This is a genomic window from Streptomyces sp. ActVer, from assembly GCF_027270795.1.
Taxonomy (GTDB): domain Bacteria; phylum Actinomycetota; class Actinomycetes; order Streptomycetales; family Streptomycetaceae; genus Streptomyces; species Streptomyces umbrinus_A.
The window spans coordinates 19,870-40,254 of the sequence record NZ_JAPWHT010000029.1; the positions used below are offsets into that span (position 1 = coordinate 19,870).

Annotated in this window: 18 protein-coding genes, 1 other RNA gene and 2 pseudogenes; 6 read left to right on the forward strand and 15 right to left on the reverse strand. The window is 71.0% G+C overall.

Annotation, left to right across the window (positions count from 1 at the left end):
• Positions 1-287 precede the first annotated feature (287 nt).
• The 8 genes from O3Q52_RS07590 to solA all read right to left on the reverse strand — a co-directional run bounded on the left by O3Q52_RS07590 (position 288) and on the right by solA (position 9,496).
• Positions 288-1,571 carry an FAD-binding oxidoreductase gene (locus O3Q52_RS07590; RefSeq protein ID WP_269648033.1) on the reverse strand — a complete coding sequence of 428 codons (1,284 nt, stop codon included), beginning with the start codon at positions 1,569-1,571 and terminating at the stop codon, positions 288-290.
• Between the two features lie 50 nt (positions 1,572-1,621).
• Complete coding sequence (locus O3Q52_RS07595; RefSeq protein WP_269648034.1) at positions 1,622-2,287, reverse strand: haloacid dehalogenase type II; 666 nt, start codon at positions 2,285-2,287, stop codon at positions 1,622-1,624.
• Between the two features lie 56 nt (positions 2,288-2,343).
• On the reverse strand, positions 2,344-3,282 hold the full coding sequence (locus O3Q52_RS07600; RefSeq protein ID WP_269648035.1) for an aldo/keto reductase: 939 nt from the start codon (positions 3,280-3,282) through the stop codon (positions 2,344-2,346).
• Entirely contained in the window at positions 3,279-4,739 is a 1,461-nt protein-coding gene (locus tag O3Q52_RS07605; RefSeq protein ID WP_269648036.1) for an aldehyde dehydrogenase, read from the reverse strand. Before O3Q52_RS07605 ends, O3Q52_RS07600 begins: the two co-directional genes overlap by 4 nt.
• Positions 4,736-5,689 carry a succinylglutamate desuccinylase/aspartoacylase family protein gene (locus O3Q52_RS07610; protein ID WP_269648037.1) on the reverse strand — a complete coding sequence of 318 codons (954 nt, stop codon included), beginning with the start codon at positions 5,687-5,689 and terminating at the stop codon, positions 4,736-4,738. The genes O3Q52_RS07605 and O3Q52_RS07610 overlap by 4 nt, the downstream gene beginning before the upstream one ends.
• A gap of 23 nt (positions 5,690-5,712) precedes the next feature.
• Positions 5,713-7,104, reverse strand: coding sequence for an aminotransferase class III-fold pyridoxal phosphate-dependent enzyme (locus tag O3Q52_RS07615; RefSeq protein WP_269648038.1), 1,392 nt, complete (start codon positions 7,102-7,104; stop codon positions 5,713-5,715).
• A 200-nt stretch (positions 7,105-7,304) separates the two neighbouring features.
• Positions 7,305-8,354, reverse strand: a complete 1,050-nt coding sequence (locus O3Q52_RS07620; RefSeq protein ID WP_269648039.1) for a succinylglutamate desuccinylase/aspartoacylase family protein — start codon at positions 8,352-8,354, stop codon at positions 7,305-7,307.
• A gap of 2 nt (positions 8,355-8,356) precedes the next feature.
• The gene (gene solA / locus O3Q52_RS07625) at positions 8,357-9,496 is read right to left on the reverse strand and encodes an N-methyl-L-tryptophan oxidase (RefSeq protein WP_269648040.1); all 1,140 of its coding nucleotides are present in this window, start codon (positions 9,494-9,496) and stop codon (positions 8,357-8,359) included.
• Between the two features lie 281 nt (positions 9,497-9,777).
• Here solA and O3Q52_RS07630 point away from each other — a divergent pair, with 281 nt between their 5' ends.
• Together O3Q52_RS07630 and O3Q52_RS07635 are read left to right on the forward strand one after the other, a co-directional pair.
• Entirely contained in the window at positions 9,778-10,524 is a 747-nt protein-coding gene (locus O3Q52_RS07630; protein ID WP_269648047.1) for an IclR family transcriptional regulator, read from the forward strand.
• A gap of 230 nt (positions 10,525-10,754) precedes the next feature.
• Positions 10,755-11,498 carry an IclR family transcriptional regulator gene (locus tag O3Q52_RS07635; RefSeq protein ID WP_269648048.1) on the forward strand — a complete coding sequence of 248 codons (744 nt, stop codon included), beginning with the start codon at positions 10,755-10,757 and terminating at the stop codon, positions 11,496-11,498.
• Positions 11,499-11,728: 230 nt separating this feature from the next.
• On the opposite strand, the pseudogene O3Q52_RS07640 reads toward O3Q52_RS07635, so the two are convergent.
• The 6 genes and pseudogenes from O3Q52_RS07640 to O3Q52_RS07665 form a co-directional block, all read right to left on the reverse strand.
• Positions 11,729-12,010, reverse strand: a pseudogene (locus O3Q52_RS07640) (4Fe-4S dicluster domain-containing protein); the annotation flags it as partial.
• Between the two features lie 61 nt (positions 12,011-12,071).
• An RNA gene (rnpB, locus tag O3Q52_RS07645) (RNase P RNA component class A) lies at positions 12,072-12,487 on the reverse strand.
• Between the two features lie 127 nt (positions 12,488-12,614).
• Positions 12,615-13,397: pseudogene (locus O3Q52_RS54370) on the reverse strand (DMT family transporter); the annotation flags it as partial.
• 19 nt (positions 13,398-13,416) lie between these two features.
• Entirely contained in the window at positions 13,417-14,241 is an 825-nt protein-coding gene (locus O3Q52_RS07655) for an AraC family transcriptional regulator (protein WP_269648049.1), read from the reverse strand.
• Positions 14,242-14,408: 167 nt separating this feature from the next.
• Positions 14,409-14,918, reverse strand: a complete 510-nt coding sequence (locus O3Q52_RS07660) for a TetR/AcrR family transcriptional regulator (RefSeq protein WP_269648050.1) — start codon at positions 14,916-14,918, stop codon at positions 14,409-14,411.
• A gap of 127 nt (positions 14,919-15,045) precedes the next feature.
• Complete coding sequence (locus tag O3Q52_RS07665) at positions 15,046-15,483, reverse strand: DUF4260 domain-containing protein (protein WP_269648042.1); 438 nt, start codon at positions 15,481-15,483, stop codon at positions 15,046-15,048.
• A gap of 178 nt (positions 15,484-15,661) precedes the next feature.
• Between O3Q52_RS07665 and O3Q52_RS07670 the strand changes: the two genes are divergently transcribed.
• The gene (locus O3Q52_RS07670; RefSeq protein ID WP_269648043.1) at positions 15,662-16,441 is read left to right on the forward strand and encodes a MerR family transcriptional regulator; all 780 of its coding nucleotides are present in this window, start codon (positions 15,662-15,664) and stop codon (positions 16,439-16,441) included.
• Positions 16,442-16,509: 68 nt separating this feature from the next.
• Positions 16,510-17,142 (forward strand): hypothetical protein, encoded by a 633-nt coding sequence (locus O3Q52_RS07675; protein WP_269648051.1) that lies wholly within the window; start codon positions 16,510-16,512, stop codon positions 17,140-17,142.
• Here O3Q52_RS07675 and O3Q52_RS07680 read toward each other — a convergent pair.
• Positions 17,093-18,538: an RNB domain-containing ribonuclease gene (locus tag O3Q52_RS07680; RefSeq protein WP_269648044.1), complete on the reverse strand. Its 1,446-nt coding sequence runs from the start codon at positions 18,536-18,538 to the stop codon at positions 17,093-17,095. The two genes, O3Q52_RS07675 and O3Q52_RS07680, sit on opposite strands and share 50 nt — an antisense overlap.
• Positions 18,539-18,663: 125 nt before the next feature.
• Between O3Q52_RS07680 and yaaA the strand changes: the two genes are divergently transcribed.
• Together yaaA and eda are read left to right on the forward strand one after the other, a co-directional pair.
• On the forward strand, positions 18,664-19,446 hold the full coding sequence (yaaA, locus tag O3Q52_RS07685) for a peroxide stress protein YaaA (protein ID WP_269648045.1): 783 nt from the start codon (positions 18,664-18,666) through the stop codon (positions 19,444-19,446).
• Between the two features lie 153 nt (positions 19,447-19,599).
• A complete protein-coding gene (eda, locus tag O3Q52_RS07690) occupies positions 19,600-20,286 on the forward strand; it encodes a bifunctional 4-hydroxy-2-oxoglutarate aldolase/2-dehydro-3-deoxy-phosphogluconate aldolase (protein ID WP_269648046.1) in 687 nt (228 codons plus the stop codon).
• Positions 20,287-20,385: the final 99 nt, after the last annotated feature.

Sequence of the window (20,385 nt, forward strand, 5' to 3'; positions counted from 1 at the left end):
GAGGGGCCCTATGAAGCGGCTGTGGCGGCAACTGACCTCGTGCCACTATGTGGTACAGCGTGCTGAAGTTTGGCACGATAGTGCCAGCGGGCTCGGCCGGAGTCAAGAGGTGTTTGCATCGTATTCACCGAATTAACCGGGGGAATCGGAATGGAAATGGAAAGCCCTGCGCGACGTTCGGGGAATCGGCAGAACTCTCCTCCGGTGAGCGGAGCAGGCGGCTCTGTATTGCCGGGCCCTTCCCTGGTCACTCTGCGGAATGCCCCGGCGCCGGCGTCGCCATCGGCTCAGAGCAGCCGGTCCTTCGCCTTGTAGTAGGCGCCGCCGAAGGGCAGGAACCAGGGGGTGCCGTTGTAGAAGGGGACGGGCACCTTCGGGAAGCCGAAGCCGCGCAGAGGGTTGGCCTCCGGCCTGCCGTCCATCATCTCGGCCACGGCCCGGCCCATGTACGTGGCCATCTGGACGCCGTGACCGCAGTAACCCATGGAGTAGTACAGGCCGTTGTCGTCACCCGCGTGCGGAATACGGTCCCAGGAGAAGCCGACCATGCCGCCCCAGACATAGTCGATCCGCGTCCCGGCCAGCTGCGGGAAGATCTCCGTCATCTCCCGCTTGAGGATGTCGCCGCTCTTGATGTCGGAAGCCGGGTTGGAGGGGGCGAAGCGGGCCCGGCCGCCGAAGGCGAGGCGGTTGTCCGGGGTGAGGCGGACGTAGTGGCCGATGTTCTTGTGGGCGACCAGCAGTCGGCCGTTCGGGATGAGCTCCTTGGCGCGTGCCTCCCCCAGCGGCTCGGTGACGATGACGAAGCTGCCGACGTTGATCAGTCGCTTGCGGAACCACGGCATCGACTTGTCGGTGTAGGCGTCCGTCGCCGCCATGACCTGCTTGGCGCGGATGGTGCCGTTCATGGTCTCCACCACGAAGCCGCCGCCGGGGAGGCGGGTGAGGCCGGTGGCGGCGTTGCGCTCGTGGATCTCGGCGCCGGCCCGCTCGGCGGCGTCCGCCAGGCCGCCGACGAACTTGCCCACGTGCAGGCCCGCGCTGAGCGGGTCGAGCAGGGCGCCGTGGTAGTAGTCCGTGCCGAGCTCGGCACGCAGCTCGCTCTTGCTCAGGACGATCGTCTCGTGGCCGAAGTTGTCAGCCAGGTCGCGTTGCTTGGCCCGCAGGCCCTCGAAGTGCCCGGGCTTGCAGACCGCGCCGAGACGCCCGGAGCGGTGGAAGTCGCAGTCGATGTTCTCGGTGCGCGTGAGCTCCTCGACGACGTCGACCGCCTCGCGGAAGGCGTCGTACAGCTCACGGGCCCGCTCCTGCCCGAAGCGCTTGCGCGCCTCGGCGGGGCTGATGGTGATGCCCTGGGTGCACATGCTGCCGTTGCGCCCGGAGGCGCCCGAGCCCACCTTGTCCTTCTCGACCAGGACGACGCGGGCGCCCTTACGCACGGCGTGATAGGCGGTGGACAGGCCGGTGAGACCGCCGCCGATCACCACCACGTCCGCCTCCTCGGGGAGGTCCTTTCCGGAACGGTCGGGCAGGGCGGGGGCTGTGTCCAGCCAGTAGGGGATCTGCTTCATGGCGTGCGTCCTCGCTTGTGTTCTCGGTCTGTTCGCCGGTACGCCGTCGGTCAGCAGCCGAGCAGCTTCGGCAGGTCCGACAGGTCGGGCAGCTCGTCGTACGGCTGGTAGTCGGCGCTGCCGGGGCGGCCGTAGCGGTTGATCCACACCCGGCGCTTCAGGCCGAGGTCGCGGGTCGGGATGTGGTCGTACTCCCAGCCCTGGGCGGTGTGGATGACCTGCGACGGCTCGACGCCCATGGTCTTGAAGGCGTGCTCGAAGGTCTGGCGGTCCGGCTTGTAGGCGCCGGCCTGCTGGGCGGTGATCACGTAGTCGAACTCGACGCCGATGTTCTCCACGTTGCGCGCGATCAGGTTGTCGTCGGTGTTGGAGATGATGGCGATCTCGTACCTGGTCTTCAACTGCCGCAGCGCGTCCGGGACCTCCGGGAAGGGACCGAAGGTGGGGACGGCCTCGACGAGGGCGTCACCGTCGGAGTCGCGGTACTCAAGGCCGTGCAGGCGCATGGCGTTGCGCAGGCTGGAGTGCAGGATCTCGTGGTACGGGCGGTAGGCCTCCAGGACGGCCTGGAACCGCATGACGCGGAAGTCGTCGAGGAACTCGTCGACGTCCAGGTTGTCCAGGTCCAGCCGGTCCTCGATGACCTTCAGGGTCGTGGGGCCGAGCTCGAAGTTGATCAGGGTCGCATAGGCGTCGAAGGTGACGATCTCTCGCATGGTGTTTCGCCTCGGTCTCGCGGGTTGCCGGATTTTCCAGGGGTGGGGTGGGGGATTCAGACGACGCGTTCGCCGGGGGCGACGATCGCGTCGAGTGCGGCCAGGTCGGCCGGGTCGGGGACCCAGTGGGCCGCCGCCGCGTTGGCAGTGACCTGTTGGGGGGTCATGGCGCCGCAGATGACGGAGCCGACGGCGGGGAGCGCGGCCAGTGCGCCCACGGCGACCTGGAGGAGGGTGAGTCCTCGTTGGGCGCCGTACGCGGTGAGGGCCTCGGCCCTGTCGAGGGCCGCGTCGGTGAGCCAGCCCTGCCGCCAGGACAGCCGGCTGCCGGCCGGGGGCAGCTCACCGCGCCGGTATTTTCCGCTGAGCAGGCCGTTGGCCAGCGGGTAGTAGGGCAGGAGGCCGACGCCGTGGCTGACGCAGGCGGGGACGAGGTCCTTCTCCACGGCGCGGTCGAGCAGGTGGTAGCGGGCCTGGACGGACACGAAGGCGTCCGTGAGGTCGTCGGCCGGCAGGTTGGAGCAGCCGAGGTACCGGATCTTGCCCTCGTCCACCAGCTCCCGCAGGGCGGCGACGGTGTCTTCCAGCGGGGTCACGCCGTCCGGCTCGTGGTACTGGTACAGATCGATCCGGTCGGTGCCGAGCCGGCGCAGTGACGCCTCGACCGTGTACCGGAGGTAGGCACGGGCCCCGCGCGGACCGTACAGGTCCGCGTCTCTGCCCATCTCCATGCCGAACTTGGTGGCCAGCACGACCTCGTCACGTCTGCCCTTGAGGGCCGCGCCCAGCAGGTGTTCCCCGTCGCCGCGCGAGCCGCCCCGTTCGCCGGACCCGCCATACATGTCGGCGGTGTCGAACAGGGTGATCCCTGCGTCGAGGGCGGCGTGGACGACGGCCTTCGTGCCGTCCTCGTCGAGGCGGGCGCCGAAGTTGTTGCCGCCCACCCCGACCACCGAGACGGTCGGGCCTCGCTCTCCGAGCGGGCGGTATCTCATGACCGGTTCCCGAACCCGATGCAGACGTTCTTCGTCTGCAGGTAGCTCGCCAGGCCTTCGAGGCCCTTCTCCCGGCCCCAGCCGCTGTGCTTGTAGCCGCCGAAGGGGAGCTCGACGCCGGTGCCGACGCCGGTGGCGTTGACGTAGACCTGGCCGGCCCGGATGCCCTCGGCGAGCCGCATCGCCTTGTCGATGTCACGGGTCCAGACGTAGGACGCGAGACCGTACGGGCTGTCGTTGGCGATGTCCAGGGCCTCGTCGGCGTCGTCGAACTCGATGACGGTGACGACGGGGCCGAAGATCTCCTCGCGGGCGCACCGGGCGTCGTTGGTCAGGCCGGTGAGCACGGTCGGCTCGACGTAGTAGCCGTCGGCCAGGGCCGGGTCGGACGGCGCACGGCCACCGGCCCGTGCCACGGCGCCCTCCTCGCGGGCCAGGTCCAGGTAGCCCAGCACCCGGTCACGCTGCCGGGCGGCGACCAGCGGACCGACGTCCGGGTCGGTGAGACCCGGGCCGACGCGCAGTGCGGCGACGTGGGCGACGAGCTTGTCCAGGAACTCCTCGGCCCCCCGCTGGAGCAGCAGCCGGGTGCCGGCCGAGCAGGTCTGGCCCGCGTTGCCGAACGCGGAGGCGGCGACGGCACCGAGGGCCAGGTCGAAGTCGGCGTCGGCGAAGACGACGACCGGCGACTTGCCGCCCAGCTCCGTGACGGAGGGCACCACGTTGGCGGCGGCGGCCTGGGCGACCTTGATGCCGGTGGGCACCGAACCGGTGAAGGTGACCTGGTCGATGTCCGGGTGGCCGGCGAGGGCCGCGCCGGTTTCGCCGTCACCGGGGACGACGTTCAGGACGCCCGGCGGAAGGCCGCACTCCAGTGCGATCCTGCCGATCTCCAGCGGGGTGAGCGGTGCCTCCGGCGAGGGCTTGAGCACCACGGTGCAGCCGGCCGCCAGCGCCGGGGCGGAGCCCCGCGCGGTGTTCTGCAGGGGGTAGTTGAAGGGGATGATCTGGCCGGAGACGCCGATGGGCTCACGGACGGTGTAGTCGATGAGGCCGGGCCCGAGGGGGATCGTGGAGCCGCTGACCTTGTCGGCGACGCCCGCGTAGAACTCGAAGTACCGGGCCGCCGCCTCGACGTCGGCCTTGGCCTGGCGCAGTGGCTTGCCGACGTCCTGGCTCTCCAGGCGGGCCAGCCGTTCGCCCTGGTAGCGGATGGCCTCCGCGATCCGGTGGAGGATGCGGCCCCGGTCGGCGGCGCGCATCCCGGCCCATTCGGGAGAGGTGAACGCCGCGCGTGCGGCAGCCACCGCCTGGTTCACGTCCGCCTCGCCGGCCAGTGCCACCTGGGCGATGGCCGTGCCGTTCGACGGGTCGAGGACCGTGAAGGTACGTCCGTCGGCGGCGGGGACCTGCTTGCCGTCGATGAGCAGCTCTGTCGGCTGCGGTTCGGCGGTCACGGCCGGATCTCCCCGAGGACCTCGCCGAAGATGACGACCTCGTCGCCGGGGCGGACGGTGCGGATGCGGCGGACCCAGAGCACGATGCCGTCCTGCGGGGCGGTGACCTCTTCCAGCGTGCTGCCGTAGTGGTCGGTGATGGTGGCGATCAGGTCGCCTTCCTTGCAGTTCTCGCCCGGCTCGGCGCGGGCGACGAAGAAGCCGCCGGAGGCGGAGCGGGCGAAGGTGCCGGAGACGGTGGTGTAGGTGTCCCGCAGCTTGGCCTCGCCGTCGGTCATGCCGAGGCTGCGCAGGACGTTGCGGATCGAGTTCATGTGCGCCTCGACGTTGGCCTCGCGGTAGGTGCCGCCGCCGACCTCGATGGTGATGGCGGGCTTGCCCGCCGCGAGAGCGGGGTGGCGGACCGTGCCGCCCCACTTGCCGCCCTTCCAGACCAGCTCGTGACCGGCCGCCAGCGCCAGGTCCGTGGCCAGGTCCTCGTAGCCGCCCTGGAGGATGACCAGCGGGGCGATCTCGCCGTAGGCACCGCCGGTATGCAGGTCGACGAGGGCGTCGACGGCCGGCACGACCTGTTCGACGAAGGTGGCGGCCAGCCGCTGGGAGTACGAGCCCTCCGCGTCGCCGGGGAAGATGCGGTTGAGATTGAGGTGGTCGATGCCGCTGGCGCGGGCGGCCGCCTCGAAGGCCGGGGTGTTCAGGCAGGGGATGCCGACGACGGTGCCGCGCAGGGTGGCCGGGTCGATCTCCGCGAGGACCCGGCGGACGGCTTCCTGGCCGTCGTACTCGTCGCCGTGCACGCCCGCGTCCACACACAGGACCGGGCCGTCCTGGGCGCCGTTGACGACGATCAGTGGAATGCCGAGCTCCACGCCGTAGCTGCTGGTGCCGACGGGGATCAGGCCTTGGGCGCGCTCGCCGGGGGCGACGGTCAGCGGACCGATGGAGTACATGTCGTTCCTTTCCAGAACGTGGATCAGATACGGGCGGACGCCTCGGCGAGGGTCTCCGCGAGGATGTCGGCGATACGGTCCAGAAGGTGCCGGTCGCTGATCAGTGGGGGCGCGATCTGCACCAGCGGCGCGGAGCGGTTGTAGACGCGGGCCAGCAGGCCGGCCTCTCGCAGCCGGCGCGGGATCAGGTCGACGACCAGATCGGCGCGGGCGCGGTCGCTGAAGCCGCCGTCGTCGAGGTCGCCGACGAGTTCGCAGGAGTAGAAGAACCCGGTGCCGCGGACATCGCCGACGATCGGCAGGTCCGTGAGGGCCGCCATGCGTCTCGCCAGGTCGTCCTGGAGAGCGCGGACGTTCTCCAGGATCCGGTCCCGCTCCATGATCTCCAGGTTGCGCAGGGCGATGGCCGCGCTCAGCGGGTGCCCGGCGAAGGTGTAGCCGTGGTTGAGGACCGCGCCGGGCCGGTTGATGATGCCGGTGACCTTGGTGCTCACCAGGGTGGCGCCCATCGGGGCGTATCCGGCGGTGATGCCCTTGGCGACGGTGACCATGTCCGGGCGGGCTCCGTAGAGGTCACCGCCGAACCACTCCCCGACCCGGCCGAAGGCGGTGATCACCTCGTCGGCGACGAGCAGGAACCCGTACCGGTCGGCCAGCGCCCGCAATCCGGGCCAGTAGCCCTTGGGCGGGGTGATGCAGCCGCCCCTGTTCTGCACCGGCTCGGCGATCAGCATCGCCACGGTCCCCGGGCCCTCGGCGAGGATCGCGGCCTCCAGTTCGGCGAGCAGGTGGGCCGTGTACACCTCGTCGTCCCGGAACTCCGGTGCGAGGCCGAAGCGGTTGGTGTTCGACACGAACCGGGTGTCGATCGCCGGCGGGCCGTACGGGTCCGTCAGGCCGGGGTCGTCCGTGAGGGACAGGGCCCCGATGGTCAGGCCGTGATAGGCGCCGCGCCGGGCGATCGCCTTGGTGCGGGCCGGCTCACCGTTCAGGGCGTGGTAGCGGCGGGCGATCTTCCAGGCGGTCTCCACGGCTTCGGCGCCGCCGCTGGAGAAGAAGGTGTGCTCGATGTCGACGGGGGCGATCCAGGACAGCCGCTCCGCGAGTTCGATGGCTGTGGGGTGCGCGGAGGCGGTCCACAGCGGGCTGTAGCACAGCTCGCGCAGCTGCTTCTGAGCCGCTTCGGCGAATTCGGGGCCGTAGGAGTAGCCGAGCTGGCAGCAGTACAGCCCCGACATGCCGTCGATGTAGCGTCTGCCGTCCGCATCGGCGACGTACGGGCCCTCCCCCCGCCGGACGACGAGGACGTTCTCGCCCTCGGGGCCGAGCGAGCCGTTGGGGGTCATGTTGAGCAGCAGGTGTCTGGCCGCCGTGGCGGACAGTTCACCGGCCGGGGTGCGGGTGCTGGTGGTCATGACGTCTCACTTCCGGCGGGCAGGCCCGCTGCGAGGGCGGTCGCGGCGGCGAGACCCGCCGTGGCTTCGCCGACTCCGCGCGGGAAGAGCCGGCGGTCCGTCCGGTCCTCTCTCATCGTGTGCCTCCTGGGGTGGTGCTGGGCGTGGGAAGTGGTGCGGCTGGGGCGGGAGGGTGTTGGACGGTAAGCCCTGGGTGAGGGCTACGGGCGGGGATCGGCCTCGTCGGGTGCGATGCCCGCGCCGGGTGTCTGGTAGGTCGCCGTTCGCGTGGTCGGGTCGGGGTCCCACGGGGCTGCGATGGCGGCCAGTTCGTGGCCGGGGGCGACGGTGAGGCCGTGCATGCCGTAGAAGACCCGCCCGCCGGACGGAGCACGGACCTTGTGCTCCTGGCTGTCGGCCGGATCGATGATGCGGCCTATGACCTGGCCTTCCTCCACGTCGTCCCCGGCGGAGAACTCCGGGTACCACAGGCCCGTGGCCTCAGCGGTGACACCTGCGGCCCAGACCCATTCGCGGATGGGTACCGGGGCGGAGTCGTCCGGGTCCAGCGCGCCCAGGTGGCGCAGCGCCCGGTACAGGCCGTCGACGCGGCGGCGGGCCGTGGACGCGTCGCGCTGCCCGAGTTCGCCCACCTCGACGAGGACCGCGGAGACGCCCCGCCTGGCGGCGGCGGCGTGGCTGTTGCCGCCATCGGCCTTCAGCCCGAGGATGACGTCCTGGATGCCGAAGGAGCCGGCCAGCCGCTCGGTCGCCTTGTCGAGGTCCGGGTCGCCGGTGAGGCGGTAGCCGACGAAGTCACGCAGGACCTGGTCGATGCCGCCGCAGTGCAGGTCGATGTAGACGTCGGCGCCATCCACCAGGTTCGCGAAAAGCCAGGCGGCCAGCCGCTCGGTGGGGCCGCCGTCCGGGTCGCCGGGGAAGACCCGGTTGATGTTCACGCCGTCGGCCGGGGAGATGTTGAGGCGCCCCTGGTACACGGCGTTGGGGTTGGCGACCGGACAGATGATCACCTGTCCGTGCACCGCGTCGGCTTCCAGCCCGTCCGCCAGTCGTACGACGGCGTCGATCGGGGTGAACTCGCCGCCGTGCACACCCGCGGTGATGACCACTCGGGGGCCGGAGCGGGTGCCGTTGACGAGGGTCAGCGGGATGTCGACGGTGAGGGTGCCGAGGTCCGCCTGGACGGTGCCGCGGGCCTTGGTGCCGGGCTCGGCGTGCAGGGCGCCGACGGAGAGGGTGGCGTCGTTCATGGTCAGGCCTCCGTACGGCCGACGGTGGAGATGAAGTCGATGGGCCGGGGCGAGGTGCCGTCCAGCGCCAGGTCGGCGGCGATGTCGCCGAAGGCGGGCGAGAGCTTGAAGCCGTGGCCGGAGAAACCGGCGAGCAGGATCACGTTGTCGGCGCCGGGCAGCGGGCCGACCAGGGGGCGGCTGCTCTCGGTGTAGCCCTCCATGTACACGGAGAGCCGGGTCGGGTCGGGGTGCAGGTCCGGCATGTGACGACCGATCAGCTCGGAGAAGATCTCCAGCTCTTCGGGCCGCACCGTCCGGTCCAGCTGGTTCGGGTCGCCCGCCGGCTGGTGCAGGGCGCGGGACAGGCCGAGCTTGACCGAGATGCCGTCCGGGGAGGGCAGGCCGTAGCAGTGAGTGGGCGCGGTCCGGATGAACGCCGGGCGCTCCTCGCCGAACCAGGCCTCGGGGCTGGTGGGCACGTACCAGGCGCTGACGAGGCGGCGGACGTCCACCTCCCACGGCAGGTCGGGCAGCAGGTCGTTGACCCAGGGGCCGGGCGTGACGACGGCGGTGTCGAAGCGCTCGCTGCCGGAGTCGGTGCGGACCTCCACGCCGTCGCCGACGGGGACGATCTCCCGGACCGTGCTGTAGCGGTGGATCACGGCGCCCAGCTGCTCGGCGCGGCGAGCGGCGGTCTGGATCGTCAGCTCTGGGCGGATGAACCCGGCACGGCGGTCGAGAACGGCCGCGTCGCCGTCCTCGATGCGGTACTGCGGGAAGCGCTTGGCCAGGGCATCGGTGTCCAGCACCTCGTGGTCGAGGTCATGCTCGGCGATGGACTGAAGGACGGTGGCCATCTGCTGGTGCTCGGTCGGCCCCATGAGCAGGCATCCGGTCAGGCGGCGCAGCTCGCGGCCGGTCTCCTGCTGGAGCTCCTCCCACAGGGAGTCGGCGTGCTTGAGGAGCGGGACGTACCGGGAGTCCTCGAAGTGCGCGCTGCGGAAGATCCGGGTCTCACCGCCGGCGGCACTGCGGTCGTGGCCGGGTGCGTAGCGGTCGTATCCGACGACCTGGGCGCCGCGGGCCGCCAGCCGCCAGGCGGCCTGGCTGCCCATCGTTCCGACGCCGACGACCGCGACGCGCTTCCTGGCAGCTGACACAGGACTTTCCTTCCGTATCGCCGGGGCGCATGCTGGGCCACCGACAGAGGCTGTTCGATTCGAGGTGGTTTGGACGGGAGGTAGGCCTTTCGTAGGCCTGCGGCTCGTAACCGTCGCAATCTTGGAGTTCCGGCTCTCGCTGTCGGGATCTTCCGTTGAGCCATGCCACATTGTGGAATACCATGCTAGGATTTGGCACAGACAATGGCAGTTGCTCAGAGGGGAGTCAAGAGGGTGTCCAGTAGAAATTTTCAGGATTAACAGGGGGAAACCGGATGGAAATGAAGAGCGTCACCAGGTCGCTACGGGTTCTGGAGGCGGTCGCCCAGCATCAACCCGTGACCGTGGGCGAGTTGACGAAGCTCTTCGGGCTGCCGAAGTCCACCGTGCAGCGCACCCTGGTCACGCTGGCGGAGGCCGGCTGGCTGCGCGCCAACCGCAAGGACACCACGCGCTGGGAGATCGGCGCCCGCGTCCTGGCCGTACGACCGGCCGCCCTGCAGGGCTCCAGCCTGTTCGCCGCCGCACGTGAACCCATGATCCGCCTTCGGGACGCGGTGAACGAGACCATCCACCTGTCGGTACCGGACGCCCTGCAGTGCATGGTCGTCGTGGACCGCGTCGACTGCGATCAGGCGGTACGCACCTTCCACACGATCGGCGACACCTCACCTCTGCACGCCACCGCCGTCGGACGCGCCATCCTCTCCCACCTTCCGAGGCGGGACGCCGAAGAACTCATCTCGGCGGGGCTGGAGCGGTTCAGCGACACGACCCCCGTCGAGCCCGACGAGCTGCGCGCCGAGCTGGACCGGATCCGAACCGACGGCTATGCGGTCAACCGCAACCAGTTCCGGGCGGGAGTCTGCGCCGTCGCCGCCGCCGTGCTCGACGAGGACGGCACCCCCCTGGCCGCCGTGGCCGTCTCCATGCCAGAGGCACGGTACGACGGTGAACGTGCACCCAAGTGGGGCCGCCTCGTCGCCGACACAGCCGCGGAGATCTCACAGCGCCGCCTGGGCACCTGACCGGCAGACGACGGCCCGCAAGCCGTCGATCGAGGGCCGGCCCGCACGCGCCAGCGCGCGAGCCGGCCCTCGGCTTTGCGCCACAAAGCCTGTGTGCCGCATCGTAGAACGCTATGCTGGATTACGGCACGGGTCATGACCGTGGACTCCGTGCCGAAATCAAGAAGTGAGAACCAGGAATCCAGGGGCCTGAGGGGGCATCCAATGGAGATAGTGGGCATCCAATGGAGATGAAGAGCGTCACCAGGTCGCTACTGGTTCTGGAGGCGGTCGCCCGACATCAACCCGTGACCGTCGGGGAGTTGACGAGAATTTTCGGGCTGCCGAAGTCCACCGTGCAGCGCACCCTGGTCACACTCAACAAGGCGGGCTGGCTGCGAGCGAACCGCAAGGACACCACGCGCTGGGAGATCGGCGCCCGCGTCCTGGCCGTACGACCGGCCGCCCTGCAGGGCTCCAGCCTGTTCGCCGCCGCACGTGAACCCATGATCCGGCTCCGCGACGCGGTGAACGAGACCATCCACCTGTCGGTGCCGGACGCCCTGCACGGCATGGTCGTCGTCGACCGCGTCGACTGCGACCACGCCGTACGCACCTTCCACGCCATCGGCGACACCTCGCCCCTGCACGCCACCGCCACCGGGAACGCCGTCCTCGCCCATCTGGGGAGGTCCGAGATAGACGAGGTCACCGCGGGGACGCTGGAGGGTTACGGCGAAGAGACCATCACCGACCCGGAGCGACTGCGGGCGGAGCTCCACCGCGTGGGAGAGCGTGGCTACGCCGTCAACCACAACCAGTACCTTCAGGGTGTCTGCGCCATCGCGGCACCCGTGCTCGACGGTGAGGGCACACCGCTGGCCGCCGTGGCCGTCTCCCTGCCCGACTCCCGCTTCGAGCCCGGCAGGCTGCCCGAGCTGGGTCGGCTGGTCGCCGAGACGGCGGCGGAGATCACCGCCCGGCACCTGGCCTGACGACGGTCCCGGCTCCGGTTCCTCACCCCGGCTGACGGTCGCGCTCCCAACCCGGACCGGTCCTGCCCCCTCCCTGCGGGAGGCGACCAGGCGCATCCCGGCGAGGAGCCGGTTTCACACGATCGATCGTGGAGACGGGCTCTGTGCGCGGTTGAGCAATGCTCGATGGCCGGCGGCTGTCACCGGGCAGATTGCCGGCGCGTGGGCGGGCGTCGCCCATCGGCGGACGTCAGGGGCAGCCAGCCCAGGGAGTAGTGGGAGCGGGGTCTGACTCTGCCCTTGTAGTGCTGGTGCAGGAACTCCGCCTTGTACGTGGCCATGTCGACGCCGACCGGACAGTCGCTGGAGCAGGCCTTGCAGGACAGGCACAGGCCGAGGGCGTCACGCACCTCCGTGGAGCGCCAGCCGTCCTGGACGGTTCCGCCCCGCACCATCTCCTGGAGCAGACGGGCCCGGCCCCGCGTCGAGTCGTTCTCCTCCCCCGTGGCCCGGTAGCTGGGACACACCCCGGATTCGACCCGGGCGGTTTGTTCAGTGGAGAAATATTGCCTCTGACGCGTAAATAGGGAGCGGCAGACGAGTCGGGCTGTACGCCGGGTTCTGTCGCCCGGCTGCCTCGCGGCGGCCGGGGAGACGGCCATCCATCTAGGGCCGGCGTTGCCGCCGGCCTCGTGCGGTCTACCCGCGGACTCGGGCGGGCAGCCCTCGAACGTCCGCGCAGAGCCGTCCTTCTTGCGAAGAGGCGGCTCCTCTTGACCTTGCTCCGGGTGGGGTTTACCTAGCCGCCTGAGTCGCCTCAGGCGCTGGTGGTCTCTTACACCACCGTTTCACCCTTACCTGGGACCGAGGTCCCTGGCGGTTTGCTTTCTGTGGCACTGTCCCGCGGGTCACCCCGGGTGGCCGTTAGCCACCACCCTGCCCTGTGGAGCCCGGACGTTCCTCGGGAAGCGCCCCCGAAGGGGACTCCACGCGGCCGTCCGCCCGGCTCGTCTGCCGTGTCGACCATGGTACCGGGCCCGCGGCCCGCCCTGGAACCGGAGCCGTCGGGGCCGCCGTCGCCAGGAACGAGCCCAGCAGGATCAGCGTGAACGCCGCCACCACTCCCGCCGTCAGCTCCTCGTCCAGGAGCAGCACACCCGCCGTCACCGCCACCGCCGGGTTGACGTACGTGAAGACCACCGCCCGCGTCGGACCCGCCTCCCTGATCAGTTCCAGGAAGACCACGAAGGCCAGGGCCGTGCAGATCACTCCCAGGCCCGAGAGGGACGCCAGGACCGAGGGCGACGGGAGCGATGACGGCCGCGTCAGCACCGCCGCCGGGGCGTACACCAGCGCCGCCAGGAGCAGGCAGGGGGCTATCAGTTGCAGGGTCGGGACCGGCTTCAGGTAGCGGGCCATGATGAGCGGGGCCGTTGCGTAGCCCACCACCGTCACCAGCATCTCCGTCAGGGCGCGGGCGTTTCCGCCTGTCAGGTGTGGGGCCGTCAGGACCGCCACGCCGGCCAGGCCCAGTGCCAGGCCCGTCATGCGGCGGGCGCCCAGGCGTTCCGTGTCTCCGAAGTAGCGGGCCAGGAGTACGCCCACGATGGGTACGCCCGCGATCAGCAGGCCCGCCGTCGAACTGGAGAGGTGGCGTTCGGCGTCTGTCAGGGTCCACCAAGGGCCGATGATCTCGATGCAGGCAAATGCCAGCATGGGGCGCCAGTGTTCCCGTACCACTCCGATCAAGTTGCCCTGGCGGATTGCGAAGGGCAGCAGCAGGGCCGCGCCCAGCGCACATCGCGTGAACACCACCATGGACGCGGACATGCCACCGTCCACGGCCACTTTGATCATCAGGTAGGGGATGCCCCAGAGCACTCCCATCAGGGAGAAGAGAAACCAGCCGCGTGCAGTCATGCGCGCAGTCTCGGCCGGGTCAGCGGCGGGTGTCTTGAACGCTGTTGCGGTACGCCGCCGGGGTCACGCCCAGTACCCGGCGGAACCAGCGCGTCAGGTGCGCCTGGTCCGCGAAGCCCACCAGTGCGGCTGTCTCGGCCGGGCGGTGGCCCTTCTCCAGCAGGCAGCGGGCCCGGTTCACGCGGTGCTGGGCGAGCCAGGCGTACGGCGGCATCCCCGTGCTCGCACGGAAGGCTCGGAGCAGTTGGTAGCGGGACAGGTCCAGGTCCGCCGCCAGGGCGGAGAGGGAGGGTGGGGAGAGGAGTTCGTCCGTCAGGCGGGCTCGGACCGTCTCGGCTATGCGGTCCGCGCCCGGGGTCGTGTCGCACACCGGGCGGGCCGTGGAGTGGCGGCGGGCCAGGGCTGTGAGAAGCCATGGGACGCGGGACTCCGCCTCCAACGGGTCCGGGCAGACGCTCAGTTCGGTGTGCGCGAGGCGGAGGGCCGCGGCCAGTTCGGGGTCGTCGAGGAGGGGGTCGCGGAAGTGCGGGATGCCGTACGTGCCCTCGGTGAGCAGGGGGACCTCTGCGTACAGGGCGCGGTAGGCGTAGCCGTCGGATGCCGCCGGGCCGCCGGTGTGCGTCTCACCGGGCGCGAGAACGACTATCGAGCCGGGGCCCGTCTCGATTCGGCCGCCTCGGTAGTCGATGAACTCGGAGCCGCCGACGCAGACTCCGATCGTGAACTCCTCGTGGGCGTGGGGCGCGTAGCGGTGACGGTCGAAGCGGGCGGTGAGGAGGTCGAGGGGGCGGCCGCTCCGGCCGAGCGTCGCCCTGGTCCAGACTGCCTGCTCGCGCCCGCCCACCGGCTCGCGCCCAGTCGCCTGCTCACGCCCATTCGCGGGCTTACGGCCAGTCGCCTGTTCACGGCCTCCCACCGGCTCGCGGCCGGCCGCCTGCCCGTACCCGCCCGGCCGGCGAAGCCCATCCGCGCGCTCACCATCACCCCGTGCCCCCATGGCGTCGTACCTCCTCAGGGGTGCAACGCCCGCGTGCCCTTCTTCCATGCCCCGGCCAGGTCGGCGTCGTCCGGAAATCGGCCGTGGATCTCCAGGATCACCATCCCGTGGGCGAACGCCCAGGTCGCCCGGGCCAGGTCCATGTCGCCGCCGCAGGCCCGTACCAGGGGCGCGGCCGCGCGGTCCTCCAGGCCGGGCGGGAGGAAGGCGCGGGGCAGGGGGCGCTCGGTGGCCAGGCAGTAGAGGTGGGGGTGTTCGAGGGCGTACGCGCGGTACGCCTCGGCCAGGGCCGGGATCGAGCCCGGGGCCTGGGCCTCGGCCTCCTCCAGCGCCGCCGCGGACTCGGCGAGCATCTGCGCGATCAGTTCGACCTCGACGGCCGACTTGTCGGGGAAGTGCTTGTAGAGGGACGGGGCCTTGATGCCGAGGTGGTCGGCGAGGGCCCGCATGGTCAGCGCCGCGGGGCCGGACTCCTCCAAGAGCGCCCGGGCCGCCGCGACAATCGATCGGGCTCGTGGCGACAACCCACCGAGCCCGCCGAGCCCACCGCCCTGGGCGCCCAGCCGGTCACCGTCCTGGGAACCCCGCCCATCGGCACCTCGGTTGCCCTGCCCGTCAGTCACGCTGGAAGCCCTCCTTCGTCCGCAGGCCCTAGCCGAAGGCGCGATCGTACGAGATGTGGGCGAGCCAGCCGCACATGGCCGCGAAGGCCGGGGCCCAGGTGACCGGTCCGAAGGCGTAGAGCGTCATGAGGGCGAGCGGGACGAGCGCGCGGTGGGCGGTGTTGTAGTACGGGACCGCGCGGGGCTGCAGGCGACCCTTCGCCATCCCCCGCGCGTCGCCGATGCCGACCAGGAACGTCAGGTCGGGCGCTATGAAGAACGCGACGGCCAGCAGCCCCGCGAGCCAGCCGTGGTTCACGGCTTCGAGCACGGCGAAGGCCGACCAGAAGAGCGCGTTCAGCAGCCAGGCGGTACGGCGGGCGACCGGGAGCACGCGGCGACGCCGGGGAGCGGTTGCCGTGCCGTCGGCATCCGCGGCATCGGCGGTGCCGGGCGCGGTGATCGTACTCATTGCTGCCGTGTTCATTGCTGCCTCCTGCGGCTGGGCGGTCGGGCTGTGCGGCAGACTGGCGCCGCGAGCATCTGGCTAACGTCGTTAGCCACGACCGTACGGCTAACACCGTTAGCCGTCAATGGGTGTTCCGCGACCCGCCGGGAAAGCCACCGCTTGACCCTGCCGCAACGTCAACGTTTCTACTGAGGGCATGCGGATCGGAGAACTCGCCGCGACCGTCGGCGTCACGACGCGGACCGTCCGGCACTACCACCACCTCGGGCTGCTGCCCGAACCCGAGCGGCGCTCCAACGGCTACCGCGACTACGGCCTGCGGCACGCGGTCATGCTCGCCCGGATCAAACGGCTGACCGAGCTGGGGCTCGGTCTCGCCGAGGTGCGGGACGCCCTCGCGGACGACGCGGGGCGCGATCTCGCCGAGGTGCTCGCGGAGCTCGACGACGACCTGGCGCGCCAGGAGGCGGCGATCCGGGAGCGGCGGTTGCGGCTGCGCGCGCTGCTGGACGGGAGCGGACTGACCGCCGAAGGGCCCGTGTCTCCCGAACTGGCCGCGATCTTCGGCGAGTTGACCCGGAACCCGGAACCGGCGATGGCCGCGAAGGACCGCGAGATGATCGCCTTCCTCGAAACGGTCGCTGCCCCGGAGGACCGTGAGCGCCTGCTGTCCGCGATGCGCGCCGCCGCGGACGTGCCCGGCGCCCTGGAGCGGACGCACGAGGCGTACGCCCTGCTCGACGCGCTCGTCGACGTCGACCCGGCCGATCCGCGCGTCGAGGAGGCCGCCCGTGCCCTCGCCGACTGCCTGCCCGACGAGGCCCTGGAAGGCATGGGCCTCGGCCAACTCGACCTGGAGGGAACCGACATGACCGGCAACGGCAGCTTCTTCCGTGCCTTTCTCGACGACTTCGCCCCCGCGCAGGCCGCGGCGGTCCGCCGGACGATCGAACTGCTCGTGGAGCGTGCGCGATGAGCGCGGCGGCGGACACGGTGACGACGGCAAGTGGTGGGCCGGAGGGCGGTGCGCCGGCGACCGGTGCCCTGAGGGCCGTGCGGCACCTCGTCGCCCACGAGGTGCGGCTGCTGGCGAGCATCGCCCGGTGGGTGGCCCGGCGGCCGCACGGCATCGGGCGCGGGCGGGCCTTCTCGTACGGTCGCGGCCAGGGCGCGATGATGTTCGGCCTCGGGTTCGTGTGCGTCCTCGAAAGCGTCTGTATGGCGGTGCTTCTGCGGAACCATCCCGCCGTCCACCGGGTCGTGTTCATGCTCGACGTCTACACACTGCTCCTGATCGTCGGCATGCACGCGGCGTCCGTGACCCGTCCGCACGTGCTGGACGACACGGGAGACGAGGCCTTCCTGCGTATCCGCCGCGCCGCCAACGTCGACCTGCGCGTTCCGCTCGCCGCGATCTCCTCCGTACGCCGCGAGTTGGTCACCACGCACGAGAAGCGCGACGGCCGGCTCGACCTGGCCATCGGCGCGCAGACCACGATCACACTCGAACTCTCCTCCCCCGTACGGCACTTCACCTTCCTCGGGCGCCCCAAGGACGTAACCATGATCCGCTTCCACGCCGACGAACCCGAGGCGCTGGTACGGGAGATACGCACAGCTCTGGAACTCACGCGGGAGCGAACAGCACCTTCGACGAGCCCGGGTCGGCCTGTGTGAGCCGTACCCGCAGCCGCTCCCCCAGCGGCAGCGTCCCGGCCCCCTCCTCGCTCTTGATGCGGGCGACGACGGCGGGGGACTCCAACTGGACGGTTCCCACGGTGGGTTCGCGTTCCTGTACGTCCACGACGGTGCCGTCGAAGAGTTCGCCGACGCGGTCCTTGAGCAGCGCCGCCTCGACGATGTCGACGCACTCGCGCTCGACCGTGCCCGCGCGGCGGGTGCCCTCGGCCATCCGCTTCGGCAGGTCGTCGAGGGCGGCGAGCACCCATCCGGGCGGTTCCTTCCCGGCTGCCGCCGCCAGGCACAGTTCCGAGGCGTAACGGTCGACCAGGCGCCGGAGCGGGGCCGTGCAGTGCGTGTAGGGCGCGGCCACGGCGGCGTGGGTGGTGAGGTCCGGGGTGACGCCGCCCCGGAAGACCGTGTAGCCCGCGCCGCGCAGCAGCGTCGTGCATTCCTGGAGGAAGGCCGCGTGGTGGGGCAGGTGCGGGTCGAGGGAACGGATCAGCTCGGCGTACGACACATGGTGCGGCCAGTCGATGCGCAGCGCCCGCGCGGTACGCCGCAGCCGGCCGACAGCGCCGTCGGGCGCGGCCGGGAGTGTGCGCAGCACACCCGTGCCGTACGCGAGCATCAGATCGGCCGCGGCCATTCCCGTGAGGAGGGAGATCTGCGCGTTCCAGCCGTCGGCGGGAAGCGGGGCGCGGTAGGCGAGTTCGTACGCGCCGTCGCGCTCGGCGATCTCCTGTTCGGGAACGTTGAGGGAGATGCCGCCGCGGGCCACCTCCTGTCGTTCGCGGAGGAGTCCGATGTCCTTGAGGAGGGCGAGCGGTTCCTCGGCGGTGCCCGCGTCGAGCTGCTTCTGCACGGACTCGTAGTCGAGCTTGGCGCGGCTGCGGACGAGGGCGCGGCGGACGTCGGTGGCCGTGGGACGGCCGTCCGCGTCCAGGTCGATGGTCCACAGGACGGCCGGGCAGGTCTGGCCGGGCAGCAGGCTCGCGGCGCCCTCGCTCAGTACCGGCGGGTGGAGCGGGATCTTCCCGTCCGGGAAGTAGAGGGTCGTGACCCTGCGGTGTGCTTCCGCGTCCAGGGCCCCGCCGGGTACGACGAAGGCGGCGACGTCGGCGATGGCGTACCGCACGCGGTAGCCGTCCGGGCGGCGGGACAGGTGCATCGCCTGGTCGAGGTCGGTGGACGTCGGCGGATCGATGGTGAAGAGGGGGATGTCCGTCGCGTCGTACGCCGGAAGCGTGGGTTCACGGGCGGCCCGTTCCGCCTCGGCGAGCACCTCCGGTCCGAACGCCTCGGGTACGTCGAGTTCGGTGCGCAGTGCGCGCAGCGCGGCCCGCAGGGGCGCCTCGGCTGCGCCGGTCACACGAATCTGGCGGCGGGGCATAGGGCGAGCGTATGGCGGGGTGGGGCGGGCGGCACCCCGTAGGCTTGCGCGTACCCCTCTCACGTACCGAACTCCGTACCGAACTCCGTACCAACCCCGCACCGAACGCCCCAGGGAGAACCGCCGTGCTTGTGCTGCTGCCGCCGTCCGAAGGAAAGGCTCCCTCCGGGCGGGGCGCGCCGTTGAAGCCGGAGTCGCTGTCGTTGCCGGGGCTCGCCGAGGCGCGGCAGGCGGTGTTCGAGGAGCTCGTCGGACTCTGCGCGGGCGACGAGGAGAAGGCCCGCGAGGTGCTCGGGCTGAGCGAGGGCCTGCGCGGCGAGGTCGCGAAGAACACGGAGCTGCGGACCGCGGGGGCGCGCCCCGCCGGGGAGATCTACACGGGGGTGCTGTACGACGCCCTCGACCTGGCCTCGCTCGACACGGCGGCCAAGCGGCGGGCCGCTCGCTCGCTGCTCGTCTTCTCGGGGCTGTGGGGTGCGGTCCGGGTGACGGACCGGATTCCCTCGTACCGCTGCTCGATGGGTGTGAAGCTGCCGGGCCTCGGGGCGCTGGGCGCGCACTGGCGGGCACCGATGGCCGCCGTGCTGCCCGAGGCGGCCGGTAACGGTCTCGTGCTCGACCTGCGGTCCTCGGCGTACACGGCCGCGTGGAAGCCGAAGGGGGAGGTCGCGGGGCGCACGGCGAGCGTACGGGTGCTGCACGCGCCGACCCGGAAGGTCGTCAGCCACTTCAACAAGGCGACCAAGGGACGCATCGTCCGCAGCCTCATGCAGTCCGGCGCTGTGCCTTCGGGGCCCGCTGAGCTGGTGGAGGCTCTGCGGGATCTCGGGTACGTGGTGGAGGCTGCGGCTCCTGCGGGGGCGGGGCGGGCGTGGATGCTGGATGTGCTGGTGGACGAGATTCACTGAGTACGCGGGGCGATTTGCTGGGCTCTTGGGACGGCTTGCTCAGCATTCAGGACGGCTTGCTGAGCACGCGGGATTCATTGAGTGCGCGAGCCATGCGTTGCAGCCTGCGCAACGGGCTTTGCGCAGGCTGAGTGGCGCGGGCAGGATGAGCGCATGGTTTCGCCGCTGCCCTCGTCGCCGCTGCCCTCGTCGTCGCTGTCCTCGTCACCGTTGTCCTCGTCCGTGCTCGAACTGGCGCCCGTCGTCCCCGTGGTCGTCGTCGACGACGTCGCGGACGCCGTGCCGCTGGCCCGCGCGCTCGTCGCGGGCGGGCTGCCCGCGATCGAGGTGACGCTGCGGACGCCGGTGGCGCTCGACGCGATCCGGGCGATCGCCGACGGGGTTCCGGAAGCGGTGGTCGGGGCGGGCACGGTCATCTCGCCGGAACAGGTGGCGCAGTCGGTGGCCGCCGGGGCGCGCTTCCTGGTGAGCCCGGGCTGGACGGACGTACTGCTCGACGCCATGAAGGCGTCCGGGGTGCCGTTCCTGCCCGGGGTCTCCACGACGTCGGAAGTCGTGGCGCTGCTGGAGCGCGGCGTGAGCGACATGAAGTTCTTCCCGGCCCAGGCCGCCGGCGGCACGGCGTACCTCAAGTCCCTGGCGGGGCCGCTCCCCCAGGCCCGCTTCTGCCCGACGGGGGGCATCGGGCCGGCCGTCGCACCGGAGTACCTGGCGCTGCCCAACGTCCTTTGTGTGGGCGGGAGTTGGATGCTCCCAGCGGACGCGATAGCGGGTGGGGACTGGGCACGGGTGGAGACCTTGGCGAGGGAGGCCGCGGCCTTGGGACACGCCCCGAGCTGAGGCGCGCCCCTTGCCCTTAGGGCAAGGCCGTGAAGTTACGGGCTGATCGTCGGCGTCAAGATGTTGATGCTGAGGGTGGCTTTGTAGGTGCGTCGGTCG